The sequence below is a fragment of the Streptococcus mitis genome, from assembly GCF_002096735.1.
Classification (GTDB): Bacteria; Bacillota; Bacilli; order Lactobacillales; family Streptococcaceae; genus Streptococcus; species Streptococcus mitis_CZ.
Map to the genome: position 1 here is coordinate 92835 of NZ_NCVC01000016.1, position 14252 is coordinate 107086.

The 14252-nt window shown below is 39.9% G+C and carries 8 protein-coding genes, 1 tRNA gene and 2 pseudogenes; all 11 read right to left on the reverse strand.

The features are described 5' to 3' along the window. Positions 1-6 precede the first annotated feature (6 nt). The 11 genes and pseudogenes from B7703_RS10250 to vncR all read right to left on the reverse strand — a co-directional run bounded on the left by B7703_RS10250 (position 7) and on the right by vncR (position 14226). Entirely contained in the window at positions 7-465 is a 459-nt protein-coding gene (locus B7703_RS10250) for a hypothetical protein (protein ID WP_407028747.1), read from the reverse strand. A gap of 102 nt (positions 466-567) precedes the next feature. After that, a pseudogene (gene bgaA / locus B7703_RS05895) lies at positions 568-7023 on the reverse strand (LPXTG-anchored adhesin/beta-galactosidase BgaA); the annotation flags it as partial. A 131-nt stretch (positions 7024-7154) separates the two neighbouring features. Further along, positions 7155-7260 (reverse strand): annotated as a pseudogene (locus B7703_RS10255) (YSIRK-type signal peptide-containing protein); the annotation flags it as partial. A 403-nt stretch (positions 7261-7663) separates the two neighbouring features. Then, entirely contained in the window at positions 7664-7972 is a 309-nt protein-coding gene (locus tag B7703_RS05900) for a hypothetical protein (RefSeq protein ID WP_084924005.1), read from the reverse strand. A gap of 195 nt (positions 7973-8167) precedes the next feature. Further along, positions 8168-8240: transfer RNA gene (locus tag B7703_RS05905), tRNA-Thr, on the reverse strand. Positions 8241-8340: 100 nt separating this feature from the next. Next, positions 8341-9126, reverse strand: coding sequence for an ABC transporter permease (locus tag B7703_RS05910; RefSeq protein WP_084924007.1), 786 nt, complete (start codon positions 9124-9126; stop codon positions 8341-8343). 1 nt (position 9127) lies between these two features. Beyond that, complete coding sequence (locus B7703_RS05915; RefSeq protein WP_084924009.1) at positions 9128-9946, reverse strand: ABC transporter permease; 819 nt, start codon at positions 9944-9946, stop codon at positions 9128-9130. A gap of 1 nt (position 9947) precedes the next feature. After that, the gene (locus B7703_RS05920; protein WP_084924010.1) at positions 9948-10940 is read right to left on the reverse strand and encodes an ABC transporter ATP-binding protein; all 993 of its coding nucleotides are present in this window, start codon (positions 10938-10940) and stop codon (positions 9948-9950) included. Between the two features lie 282 nt (positions 10941-11222). Next, positions 11223-12104: a class II fructose-bisphosphate aldolase gene (locus B7703_RS05930; protein ID WP_004255734.1), complete on the reverse strand. Its 882-nt coding sequence runs from the start codon at positions 12102-12104 to the stop codon at positions 11223-11225. 140 nt (positions 12105-12244) lie between these two features. Next, entirely contained in the window at positions 12245-13573 is a 1329-nt protein-coding gene (vncS, locus tag B7703_RS05935; RefSeq protein ID WP_084924013.1) for a sensor histidine kinase VncS, read from the reverse strand. Beyond that, positions 13570-14226, reverse strand: a complete 657-nt coding sequence (gene vncR / locus B7703_RS05940) for a response regulator transcription factor VncR (protein WP_084924014.1) — start codon at positions 14224-14226, stop codon at positions 13570-13572. The genes vncS and vncR overlap by 4 nt, the downstream gene beginning before the upstream one ends. Between the last annotated feature and the right edge of the window lie 26 nt (positions 14227-14252).

A 14252-nucleotide genomic window follows, 5' to 3' on the forward strand; every position in this document is an offset into this window, starting at 1 on the left:
TCAATCTTATCCGATCCACTCACCGTTTTCATTTACTTGATAACCATCCGGAGTTACTGTATTGACAGCAAGGGATCCATTTGCATCAACATAATACCATTTGTCTCCAACTTGGAACCATTGACTTGTCTTCATCGAACCTGATGCATCAACATAGTACCACTTACCATCTTGATCCAAAATCCACTCATTAGATGACATTGCACCTGATTGATTCAAGTAATACCATGCACCTGATTGATCTTTAATCCAGCCAGTTTCCATTTTTCCTGTTTGATCAAAGTAATACCAAGTATCTCCATCTTTGACCCAACCCTTAGCCAAGTCCCCATTTTGTTGACGATAATACCATTTACCATCTTCCTTGTTCCATCCAGGTTTTTTGCTTTCCTGAGTAGGAGCTTGTATCACAATGTTCGGAGCAACTGATAGATGATTTTTAAAATCTGAACTGTTACTTGTCACACCATTATTTGATGGATTTGGAATGACAATATTTGGATTCGGATTTGCTCCTGGTTTTTGTTCCGTAGGTTGACTGCTACCATTGTCTTGATGTCCACCCGCCGGCGTCTCAATGTTACTTGTTTTCTTCTTAGTACCTACCAACAGAATTCTATTTACAGGTTCTTCCAGAATCTCACGTGATTTTTCTTTATTCTTGCCATCAGTCGTTACTTCTGTATAGATACGTTCCTTACCAACTTTACCTTCTTGCAACAGGCGAACTTCTCCCTCAAACAGAGTATCGTCTTTTTGTTCAAGAGTTTGGAAGTTCAATTCTTTGTCTACCACTTCAAGACTAGGCAAGTCATATTGAGCAGGAGCTACAAGTTTTGCGTCTATCACTTTTTCCTTAGTCAATTTAATCCGGTATTCTTTGACATTCTTACCACTCTCTGATACCAGACGGACTAATACAGGAAGATTTTCATTTCCACTATCCACAATTGTAGATGTGACTTGATCTTTCCCTTCTACAGTGATTTTTGGACGTTCCCCTTTATAAATCAATTCATAGTCCAAACGATTTTCAGAGAAGTCAGGAAGCTCTTTACCATCTACTAAAATTCTTCCCTCTGTGCTCTCTTTTGCAAGCTCACTTGGTGCTCGGAAACTTAATTCAGTTAGTGCAACCCCATTTTTATCTGCTTTTCTGTCCATACGCCATCTCATAGCTTTGGTAGTCACAGCTTTAAAGGTCACATTGATCTCATTTCCAGCTTGAATTTCTTTGTCTGCGTAATAAGGAACAAGTTCCCAATTATCAGGGTTATTAAATGGATGATTTGATTCGTAGCTGTAGTTTGAATAGTAAACCGGAACATCAAAGTCAGGACCGATGTATCGTTCCAATACGAGTTTAGCTGGGGCATCTGTTCCACTATCTGCAAAGAAGTTTAGTTTAGCTTGTGAAACCTTTCTATCCACAATTTTACCATTCTTTTTAAAGATAACACCAACTGATACTTCTGGATTAGCAGATGGAGTAGCGGACCAGTTTGTCCAACGGTTGTCTTGATTTCGGTCATTATCATTTAAATAGTCTACACGGTCGTTCGAATTATCATCCAAATCATTAGTAGCTGAAGCAAAAGCCTGACTATGAGTAGCAAGATAATCTGGATTATCAGAAAGTGATCTACCGACCTTGTCCGTTACTCGAACAGATAATTCTACTGGGACCTCACTACCAACTACATGGCCTTTAATTGTATATTCCCCAGCTTTGTTTAAGGTAGAAGCAGGGACTTTTTCCCATTCAACTGCCAAATCTTTTACGTCATAACCGCTCTTACCTGCGAAATAAACTGGAACCTTATTTGGCAATTCCAAAGGTTGACCTAACTGCAACAATTGAGACTGTTTTGCAGAAGCAATTGGTTTACGAGCCAACAAATCTTTATCTTTTGTAAAGTGAAGGTTGTATTCTCCAAGAATATCGCCATTTTCTGCTTTCACAATAACACGGACAGGATCGCCCTCTTTCACGCTAGGAACCACTGTAGCAAGTCCATTATTTGTGATACTAGCTGTTACTTCTGGAATTTTTCCATCACTATAGTCTAAATAGTAATCTGTTAAGTCTGGATTAAAGTGAGGAAGATCTTTTCCAGCAACCTTAATGTTAGTAGTTGCCTCTTTAGCTGGTGCTACCTTTTTAGAGAAAACTTGTAATTCTGTAATGGATGTTCCAAGTTTATCATCAGCTCTTGTCATGCGAATACGTACCGCGTAGGTATCCACCTTATCAAAACTGAAATGATTCATTTCTCCAGCTTTTAACTGATCTGGAGCCTTAAGATTTGTGACTGGTTTCCAATTTTTACTGTCATTAAATACGTGGTTTTCACCCTCTACATAACCAGGATTCTTCGGTGCAGTTGGAGCTTTTTCACCAACATAATACTCAATGACGTAAGATTTTGGAGCACCTACACCGCTATCTTCATAAAATGCTACATTCAAGTTATCGACCGAACGTTTTGTCAAAATACCTGAATCTCCAAAGAGTACCCCTACTGAAGCTTCTTCAGAACGTTTCCAGTTTGACCAACGATTTGCAGGCTGATCACCGTAAGAAATCACTTTATCATTTACATTAGATACTGGGTCATAAGAATGAGAATCTGATGCAAAGGCAAGTGGTAATTCTGAACCTGTCCATTGATCTGAAATATTCTTCCCAATTTCTGTTTGACTCGATACACGAACATGTAATTTCGTTGTCAGTTGTGTTCCTTCTACATGGCCTGTTACAGTAAAGATTCCTTCTTTTGCATACTGGCTTGCATCAATAGTGTCCCAAGCCACCTTAGCTGAAGATACTTGGCCATTTGAATAATAAGTTCGGACACTTTCTGGCAAGGTTGGTGCCTCAGAAATTGGTGTTGTGATGCTCACATCTTCAACTTTTACAATTCCTTCTACTGATACTGTCGCACGAGCTTCTTGATTCAATCCTTCAACCTTACCAAGTACTTCAAAAGTATGATATTGATTTAATTTTTCAGATGGAATCGAATCCCAAACTACCTTATGAACTTTTGGAAATCCTTTATCGTACTCAACTGTTACTGTAGATGGAAGATTTGGTGTTTGGTGCAAATCTGTCACAAGGCTAACTGGGCGAATGGCCTGAACAACTTTATCTTCAGTATTTGCTGCGATCGTTAGAGGAAGTTCTCCTTTTGCACCTTCATATTGAGCTTGTAAAGTGAGACTACCCGGTTTATGCAACTCTAGCATTCCCTTATTAACAGAGACTCCTCCCTCGCCTTGGCTTGAGAAAGTCACCTTATCAGTTGGTAAAATAGCTTCAGTTCCATCCTGATAACGGGCTAAAACTGTCACTTTAACAGTTTGATCTTCTTTGAGGCTAGATACTTGATCCACTCTGAGACTCAAGCTTTCAATTTGTGGAGAATCAACAAGGAACTGAACAGCATAGGTTTGTAACTGTCCCCCGTCTTTAGGCTGAATGTAGATACTAGCACGCATTCCATTGGATTCATTTGCCTGAATCACGTTCACATCGGCATTTTCAGCACTAGCACTGACTTCTGGAATTTTTGCTCCATAAGAAAGTTTGTGATAATGTACAGGATGCTCTTTTGAAAGTTCCGTAACACTTTCACCACCTACTGCTATATTTGGTGTAACTTGAGACAATTCCTTACCATCATCAACTATCAAAGTAGCGTGGATGGTTCTATCTCCTAATTGGCTAGTCATCTGAATATGTGCCCCCGGAGTAGATAACTTCTCTTTATCTTCTGGTGAAATTTCCCAATTTTCAACTTCATAATTGTGAATACGACCATCTGTTGAAACAAGTGAAACAAGTTTATCCACAGAACTCAAGTCTGTTCCAGGTGTGATGCGTTTAACAGCTGGAAGTTCATTCGCAACTGTAAGTACTTCAACACGAGCCTCAACTTCACGTCCATCAGACATACCTTTTACAGTTACAATTCCAGCTTGACTGACATCTGCTTGAGACCAGGTTACAGGACGTTTTTCACGACTACCATCACTATATACAAATGGCACTGTCTGAGGCATTTTAAGTTTTTGTCCTAAAACTGTCCGAACTTTTGGTATTTCTGTTCCTAAAACAGTTTTTTCTGACTGGTCTGACTTACCTGTAAAAACTGTAACTTGATCTGATTTCAACAAGCCTGAATATGCTGTAAGGGTAAATTTACCTGCTTGATCAGTCGATTTAACAATCGCTACCCCTTTACCATTAAAGGCTCTACGAATCCAAGAACCATCTGCTTGTTCTTTATAACGTTCACGACTAGCTTGCTCACCATTATCCACACCAACCAGTTGACCTTGTCCATGAAGTTGGAAGTGAACTAGATTGTTAGCAGTTGGCACAACATTACCCTTGCTATCTACAATTTCGTAATAGATATAAGTCAAATCTTTTCCATCTGCAGCGATTGCATTTTCTTCCTTAACCAAACGGACACCTGCAGGTTCACCAGCAGTTACAATCTTATCACGAGCAATTTCCTTGCCAGACTCATCTCGAGCTACAGCTTCCAAAGTTCCCGGTTTATAAGCTACTTTCCACTCCAAGTATAGTTCTTGAGAATTTTCACCTTCTTGATATGTTCGACCGTCACTTGTTTGTTTTTTGTTGAATTTTTTAAGACCTAGTGACTCATTATTTAAGAACAACTCAACACTGGCAGCATTGGAATAAGCTCTAACTGGAATTCGATTTTCAGCGTCTGCAACATTATCTGCCAATTCAGTCTTTTCCCAGTTCCAGTGAGGAAGTAAATGAACCATTGGTTTTTTCTTGGCAGAAACCCACTGACTTTGGTAGAGATAATAGTCATTTTTTGGAATACCTGCGGTATCAACAATACCAAAGTAGGAACTTTTTACTGGTGTACTATTTTGATTGTGCCATGGTGTTGGTTCACCAATATAATCCGTACCGGTCCAAATGAATTGTCCAGCGTATCCTGGATGATCTCTATCGAAGGTCCATGATGCTGTAGCAGTTTTACCCCAACCAACACGATCATTACCATAATCGGATTGTTCGTAATTACGCCAATATTGGTTACTTCCTACCCACTCACTCTCTGGATGGAAATAACTTCCTCTTGTACGAGTTGCTGAAGATGTTTCTGAACCATAAATGAGCCATTTCGGATGTTTCGCATGAAGAGTTTGATAATTTTCTTCAGAGTAATTCAATCCAACTGCATCCAGTTCATCTGCAATCTTTTCATGGTCCCCAGTTCCATCTCCGAAACGGAATTTATCAGCTCCCATGGTTACATAGCGTGTCTTATCAACAGATTTCACCACTTTCACCAAACGTTTGACAGTTGCTAGTGAATGGGCTTTCCCATCTGCTTCACCGATTTCGTTACCAATAGACCACATGACAACAGCAGGATTGTTTTTATCTCTTTCTACCATTGTTCGAAGATCGTAATCAGACCATTTTTCACCTTTTCTTGCCTCTGGATGGGTAGCATCTTTTTCAAAGAAACGACCATAGTCGTATGGTTTCTTACCGCCATACCAAGTGTCAAAGGCTTCTTCCTGAACTAGCAAACCAAGCTCGGCTGCAATTTGCAAGGTCTGAGGACTTGCTGGATTGTGAGTCGTACGAATCGAATTCACTCCCATTTCCTTCATCTGTTTCAGACGACGGTATTCTGCCTTATAGTTTTCTTCTGCTCCTAACGCTCCGTGATCATGGTGCAAGGAAACTCCATGGAACTTGATGTGTTCACCGTTCAAAGAGAATCCTTGGTCTGGAGTCCAGTTATAGTAGCGATAACCAAATAAATCTTTTTTAGCATCTACAAGCTGACCATCTTTATAAACACGAGTTACCATCTCATATAAAGCAGGTTTATCAGATGACACTGTCCACAATTTTGGTTTTTCAACTTCTAATGCTGAATCCAAATGAAGGGTTTGTTTTGCTTTTAGAGTTTTACTCTCAGTTCGAACAAGTTCTGTAACTGCCTTCCCACCTCGTTCAAAAATTTGATACTCTGCTACAATTTCATGGTCTTTATTGTCTGTATTAACAATTTTACTGCTTACTTGGGTTTCAACTTTTCCTCCTTGTTGACTTTCTAGTTTTGGAGTTAAAATAGTTGTCCCATTTTTTTCAACATGAATCTTGTCTGTTACTTGTAATGATACGTCTCGATAGATACCACTTCCTGAATACCATCTACTACTTGGTTGCTTATTAACTGCATGAACAGAAATAACATTTTCTCGCCCATCTTTATGGAGATAGTTACTAATGTCATATGAAAATTGATTGTAACCGTTTGGATAGTGACCAACTAGTTGACCATTGACGAATACTTGTGAATCCATGTAAACTCCATCAAAGGTTACACGAACATCTTTATTTAAGTCCTTTTCGTCTAACTTAAAGGTTTTCCGATACCAGCCATCTCCACCATTCAGTTGACCACCCTCGTTTTGAGCTGGAGAATCATGGTCAAAATCAAAATGAATACTCCAGTCATGAGGAAGATCCATTTTTTTCCATGAAGTAATATCTGCGTCTGGTTTAACAGCTTCCTTTGCATTGGCATTTAGTTTAAAGTGCCAATTCTGGTTGAAGGAAATGTTTCTATCTTCAATTAACTTATCAACTACTTCATTCGTAGCAGATTTGAATTCTTGCTTATCTTTTGAAACAGAACGATCTTGTGATTCTGCTTTATTTGTTTCTTCAAATTTCTTCTTATCCTCAGATTTATTTTTATCTTCAGATTTATCCGTTACCTCAGTCTTATTTGTTTCTTCAAGCTTCTTGCTATCCTCAGGCTTGTTCGCTTCTTCTGTTTTGTTTTCGACTTCAGCCTTACCTTCTTCTGAGGGAACTACTTGATTATTAGCCGCTGAAACTAAAGGTTGCTCTGCTTGAGGTTTAACTGTAGTATCACTACCATCCGCATTTTCCATTAGAGATACATTTTCAGCTTTAACAGGTTGCTCACTGGCTTTTTCAGTCATAACTCCTTCAGCTTTATGTTCACTTGAAAAATCAGTAACTACCTTGTTTTCAGGTTGGTGCTCAATCCTATTTGTTGACACAATCTCTTCAGTATTTTCGTTGGCATATACCGAAGAAGCCTGACTAAGGCTCGCCCCCAATAATAGAGCACATGTTCCAATAAGCACAGAGCAAGCACCGACTGAAAATTTTCGAATACTATAGACTCTCTTTTTGTTCCAATTACCTTTTTGCATGTAATCCTCCTATTGGTAACCGCTTTCATTTTGTCTGATAGCAAGCTACTTATTATATTTATCTTATAATACGATTTTATAACCAATAAAAAATTTGTCAATCGAATACAGATAAAAACAATGTTTTGGATTGGTTTTTATAAAAATTGGAGAATTTCCAGAGAGTATCGTAGCGAAATTTATTATAACAAATACGACATCGGACTCTACTTGACATTTTAAAAAAGAATAGCTTTTTACTATCTCAAACAAAAATATTTTTTCTTATCTTAACATAATGTAAAATCAAAAAGTAAACTAGAAATAATCTTTTACCACCAAAAATTCTTTCTTACATTTTTAGACATAGAAAAAGAGCCAACAAATATTTCAGTTAGATCTTGACTTTGTTCATTCTTCCTTCTTATTTTCCTTCTTTATCAGGAAATAGATAACCAATACCTACACAAGCTAGGACACCTGCTCCAATCACCAATCCGCTTGAAATTGGCAAAAGGTCCAAAATTGCATTCGCAATGATAAAGGCAATAATCAAACACATCAGACTAGCCTTGTAATCCTTTTTCAAAAGATTCTCTAGAGTGAAAAAGAGAAACAATCCTACCGGAATCAGTGACCAGAGGTTGACATCTAAACTTGGCCAGCCTACAGAACCAAAATACAATACTGTCGCTGCTGCTACCAAAAATACAATCCCCAATAATTTTTTCATTTGTTTATCTCCAATTTCTTTTTTAGGAACTTGAGTTATCTGATAGTGACACCTCACATCCCTTACAAAAAACATTATAGCAGAGGAGTTTTTCAAGAACAAGGCCTTTTGCCTATCTGGTCTAAATATAAGTCTAAGTGGTTCAATAGTTAAGATAAAATAAAAAGAAACCCAGTCGAATGAGTTTCATCACTTTGCCGATTGCAGGGTTTGAACCTGTGACCTTCGCGTTACGAGTGCGGTGCTCTACCAACTGAGCTAAATCGGCGATTACACTTACAGTATAGCACTCTGAGGATGGATGTCAAGGAATTTTCATTCCTATTAGAAAAAGCCTGTCCTGAGACAAGGCTTTGATATTCTATTATTTACGAACCTGCACTTTCGTAGGCGTCCAAGCCCCTATCCCAGAGTTTAAGGGAAATGACAAAGAAAAGAAGGGAAATCAACATCAAACCTCCTATGTTAAAGACTACATCCTTGTCCTGCAAGAAATAGCTAGCTGGATAGTAGGCCGTAAAAGCGAAAGGCACGATAAAGCTAATCAACCATCGAAGGAGCGAATTGTAAATCGAAATCGGGTACTTGGCAAAATCATTAAACATATAGAAAATGTAAATCATAGCGCCTGACTGCTTGGTCCAAAAAGCGATGCTGGCTGTCGCGATTTTCAAGGAAGTATAAATCAAGGTCGCAAAAGGAATACAGACTAGAAAAATCAGGAATTTTGGAAGAGTCCAAGCAATACTGGTCACTGTTGTTCCTAGTAGAATACCACCGACTAAGAGTTCGCCAAAAGCATCAATCTGAAAGGTCTCAACTAAGATGTGAAAGAGAGGATTGATAGGACGAGTCAAATACTTGTCAAACTCCCCTTTTCGCACCAAGCGTTGCCCCAGAGCCCAGAGATTGTCAAAAAAGAGATGGTCCAATCCCTTGGGAATCAAAGAAAATCCATAGATAAAGGCGATTTCTTGAAAAGTCCAACCTTCTAGGGATGGAATATGTTGAAAAATGACATTGAGAAATAAGAGGTTCAAGCCTTGAGTCAGAAAAACTCCTAACACGCCCACCACAAAATCCACCTTGTATTCCATGATTTGCTTGATGTATTGTCTGATAAAAATCAGATGCATGCGTTGATATTTTTTCATACTAACCTCCTTGAATGGTGATAAAGGACTGGACTCGTTTCCAAATCAACTGAGACAAGCCCATCATCACTATGAGCCAGAAAAACTGCAAAGCGAGCGCTTGAAGAATTTGACTGGCATCGTATTTCCCAACGATAATCATGACCGGAGTGTAAATCAAGGATGAAAAAGGCAGGAAGGACAGAATATCTGAAACAACCTTGGGAAAGAAAGCCAAGGGAATCAAACTTCCAGACATAAAAGCCACTATGGAAGTCTTGAGTAGATTAGAACCCCATAGATTTTTAAACACAAAGGCTGAAAAACCAAAACAGATATTAAAGAAAAAGTTAATCAGATAGGCCAGCGTTAAGCTAAAAAGATATAGTGCAGTTAATCCCAGCACTTCTACCATCCCTTGCCCAGATAAGATTTTCATTAACACGATGACACTTAAAAATGGAAGGCCAACAGAGATAAAAATCAACCACTTGGACCCAAGCTCGGTAAAGAGGTAAGAAGCCGCAAAATGCACTGGTCTCAACAAGCGCATGATAATGGAACCATCCTTGACCTCCTCCCCAATCATAAAAGAGCTATCAGACCTGGTCAACAGATTGGTCACAAAACTCATAATGATGTAGAGGGTGATATCTGCCATACTGAAGCCCTGAATCAAAGACTCTTGTGAGGAATCAAAGACAGCCTTCCAGAGATAAAAGGCCACAAAAGCACCCATAACATCTCCGATTCGATAGAGAATAAAGTTGACTCGATAGGTAATCAATTCCTGAACACCTGCATTTATAAAGGGTTTATAACGTCTCCACAATTTGACCATCTTAGAGCTCCTTTCGGTAGAAGCGACGGATAATGTCCTCGATATCCGTATCCACCATCTTCAAATCTCGGATGTCAAAATCAGACAGGGTTTGCTTGATAATGTCCGCCGACTGGTAGCGGGAACTATCAAATTCAATATTGAGACTATTTCCTTGTCTATCAACGGTCATATCAGGCAAGCCTTCATAGTGAGAAGCGAGATGACTTTGCCCTGGCACCAATTCAAAGGATAGAGTCTTCATCTTGCCAAAGGTCTCCTTGAGCTGACTCACCGTTCCATCAAAAATCTCCTGCCCCTTGTCAATCATGAAAATCCGATTACAGAGCTGCTCAATATCGCTCAAGTCATGAGTGGTCAAGAGAATGGTGGTTTCTTCCTCCTGATTGATCTGAGTAATAGCCCGACGAATGTTATCCTTGACCGAAACGTCTAAACCAATGGTCGGCTCATCTAAAAAGAGAACCTTAGGATTGTGAAGCAAGGAAGCTGCAATGTCCGCCCGCATCCGTTGTCCCAGTGAAAGAGTACGCACGGGGTCCTTGATAAAGTCCTTCAAATCCAAGACTTCATTCAAAAAGTCCATGCGCTTGTGGAAGAGCGAGTCTGGAACATCATAAATCTCCTTCAAGACCGTGTAGGTCTCTTGTAGAGCCAAATCCCACCACAACTGGGTTCTTTGCCCAAAGACCACTCCAATATCCTTGACATAATCTTGGCGATTGTCCTGGGGAATCTTGCCGTTAATCCGACAAAAACCAGATGTCGGTTTCAAAATCCCTGTCAGCATTTTAATGGTTGTCGACTTCCCAGCACCATTAGCACCGATAAAACCCAAAATTTGCCCTTTTGGCACCTCAAAGGTCAAATCCTTGACCGCTTCAAAGGTCTGCTTTTCAGGATGAATAAAGGAGCGTAATGCCCCCTTCAATCCCGGTTCCTTAACAGTCTTCACAAAATTTTTCTGAAGATGTTCCACTTCTATCATTGCCATATCTATCTCCCTATCGCAAGAAATAGCAACATTGTATTTTTGACTACAAATATTCTAAATTCTTACTTTCTACACCTTCTACATTTTATTACTACAGAAGGCTTTATACCAACCTATTATAGTCCAATAAAAACTAGAATGCAAGCGTTTGCCTACAGATTATAAAATTAGAAATTTCTCTCTTAAAATCATACTTTTAATCAAAAATTATGGCTTGATCGTTTCCTTAAAATAGAAAAAACCCACCCAATGGGCAGGTTTTATCTGTATTGTTCAGCTAGATTAAGCTTTACCTTCTGAACCGAATACGTCGATACGTTCTTCAACTGATGCTTGGATAGCTTTTACACCGTCAGCCAAGAATTTACGTGGGTCGAAGAGTTTTTTCTTGTCGTATTCTGCTTCGTTTGCTTCGTAGTCACGAGCAAATTTACGAGTTGCGTTAGCGAATGCGATTTGGCATTCTGTGTTAACGTTAACTTTCGCAACACCAAGTTTGATAGCTTCTTGGATTTGCTCATCAGGAATACCTGAACCACCATGCAATACGATTGGGAATCCTGGAACAGCTTCAGTCAATTTTTGCAAGTGATCAAGGTGAAGACCTTTCCAGTTTTCTGGGTAAGGACCGTGGATGTTACCGATACCAGCTGCCAAGAAGTCGATACCTGTTTCAACCATTGCTTTAGCGTCTTCGATTGGAGCCAATTCACCATCACCGATGATTCCGTCTTCTTCACCACCGATAGTACCAACTTCAGCTTCTACTGATACACCATTTGCATGAGCAAATTCTACAACTTTACGAGCTTTGTCAAGGTTTTCTTCAACTGGAAGGTGTGAACCATCAAACATAACTGAAGTATAACCAACTCGGATACACTCAAGTGCATCTTCGTAGTGACCGTGGTCAAGGTGGATAGCTACTGGTACAGTGATACCCATTGATTCAACAAGGTTAGCGATCAAGTTGCGAGCAACTTTGTAACCACCCATGTATTTAGCAGCACCCATTGAAGTTTGGATCAAAACTGGAGCTTTTTTAGCTTCTGCTGCGCGCAAGATAGCTTGAGTCCACTCAAGGTTGTTTGTGTTAAATCCACCAACTGCATAACCGTTGTCACGAGCTGCTTGGACAAATTTTTCTGCTGAAACGATTGCCATTTTATCAGGCCTCCTGTATATTTTTATGGGTCATCCCATTTACATTGTTCATTTTATCACTTTTTGACAAAAAAATCTAGTTTTTCCCGCAGTTTCGATTGAATTTCTTCTAGCTTCATCTATGTAAACCCTTTCTCTGCCTAGTCTTGGGCAACTTTTGGAAAAGCTATGAAGAAGGTTAAGCGGTTCTCTTGCATTTCGAACCGGTAAGGTAATTTTTCATGTTCTAATAAACTTTTAACAACAAAGAGCCCCATCCCCGACCCCTTAGCCTTGCGACTAGCATTGTCAGAAAAAGACTGAGCCAGTCTTTCTTGTTCTTCAGGACTACAGCTATTCTCGATAAAAAGTTCCCCTTCTCTTTCGCCAATGCGAACCAAGCCACCTGGAACAGAATGCTTGATAGCATTGCTGATGAGATTAGATAGGATTAACTTCATCACAGATGGATTTAGATAAGCCTGCTGGTGGTTCAAACTATTGTCAATCTGAAGTTCTCTCTCCTTGGCTAGCAAGACATAATCTTTGACTAGAGTCTGCGTCATCTGGAGGAGATCTATTGTTTTCCTATCATCTCGTAATTCCTGCACAGAAGAGAGGGAAAGTATCTGCAGAACATGGTGATTGAGCTCATCCACAATCCCTAAGGCCACTCCCAGATAGCGGTCTCTATCCTTATAACGACCGACATTTTCTTTCATGTTTTCGATCAGAATTTTCAAACTGGCCAGAGGTGTTTTCAATTCATGAGAAGCCCCTCGCAAAAATTCGACCTTCATCTTTTCCAGCTGGAGAATGGCTTCATTCTTGTCATGCAAGTCCGCAATGACAGTTAAAAGGTGCTGGTAAAGGCTATTGATTTGTTCCTTGAGATCCCCAATCTCATCCTTAGAATCCACGCGCAATCGCACTTGGGCATCCAAATCCATCATCCGACGGGTCACCCGCTTGATTTCCAAAATCGGGGCAACAATGGTCCGAGCATAGATGTAGGCTACCAAGAGGGAAATCAGAAAGGAGGCCAACAAGGTATAGGGCAGAAATTGAAGACTAATCTGCTCTGCTTCCTTTTGCAAATCCATGGAGGCCAGAAACTGGAGAGTCATGCTTCCACCGTCTTGTGTTTTCACCTCGCGCTCCTCAATAAAGAGGGAGGTGGTTTGGCGGTCTGTATCCAAAGGAAGACTGTCCTTAACCTCCAACTTGTCCTCGGTCATCTCTCCCTTGACCGCCCCTTTGATCTCACTAGTCTGGGAATACAAGTCTAAGACTTGCTCGATACTTTGCCTATCCTTTCCTTCTAGGGACTGGGCAATGGCTGTCGCTTTCTGACCAATGGTTTCCTGACGGTGGCTCAGATAAGTCGAGGGAAAGAGAAAATAAATGGCCAAATGAAGACAAATAACCAGAACACTAAAAATCGAGAAGGTGTAGATAATTATCTTTGTAAATAAACCTGTTCGTTTCATTTTCGCTCCAATTTATAACCAACATTGCGCACAGTGAGGATGCAATCCAAGTCTAGCTTTTTCCGTAGTTCCTTGATATAAACATCAATGACACGGTCAAAGGGAACCTCATCTGTCGCTTTCCATACGGCATCGATTATCTGAGATCGAGTCAAGGCTCGTCCTTCGTTTTTCACCAGATAGTCCAAAATTTCCAACTCTTTAGCATTAACAGCCACTTCCTCTCCTGCTAGGCTTGCACTATAGCTCTCAAAGTCCACCTTGGTATCCTTATAAGAGAAGACTCGTCCCGTATCATAATAGCGCTTGAAAATCGCGTCTACCCTCACTTTTAAGAGAGACAGAGAAAAAGGTTTTTCCAGGTAGCCATCTGCGAGCGAAGCAAAGGCACTCATCTTGTATTCCTCATCCTGAAAAGCTGTCAACATCAAGACAGGAACCTGACTAGTTTTACGAATCTCAGCTAGGACTTCTAGGCCATTGAGCTTGGGCATTTGGATATCCAGTAAAACCAAGGCTACTTCATAGCTAGAAAATTGCTCCAAGGCTTCCTGACCGTCCGCCGCTTCAATAGTTTCATAGCCACAATCCGTTAAATAGTCACTGATCCCTTCACGGATCATCTCTTCATCTTCTACAATTAAAATTTTCATACTTTAACTGCTCTCTATTTTTTATT

Coding starts and splice junctions, on each gene's coding strand:
- B7703_RS05900 (WP_084924005.1), bottom strand. CDS start 7,972: ATGAAAAAATTATTGGGGATTGTATTTTTGGTAGCAGCAGCGACAGTA.
- B7703_RS05910 (WP_084924007.1), bottom strand. CDS start 9,126: ATGAAAAAATATCAACGCATGCATCTGATTTTTATCAGACAATACATC.
- B7703_RS05915 (WP_084924009.1), bottom strand. CDS start 9,946: ATGGTCAAATTGTGGAGACGTTATAAACCCTTTATAAATGCAGGTGTT.
- B7703_RS05920 (WP_084924010.1), bottom strand. CDS start 10,940: ATGGCAATGATAGAAGTGGAACATCTTCAGAAAAATTTTGTGAAGACT.
- B7703_RS05930 (WP_004255734.1), bottom strand. CDS start 12,104: ATGGCAATCGTTTCAGCAGAAAAATTTGTCCAAGCAGCTCGTGACAAC.
- vncS (WP_084924013.1), bottom strand. CDS start 13,573: ATGAAACGAACAGGTTTATTTACAAAGATAATTATCTACACCTTCTCG.
- vncR (WP_084924014.1), bottom strand. CDS start 14,226: ATGAAAATTTTAATTGTAGAAGATGAAGAGATGATCCGTGAAGGGATC.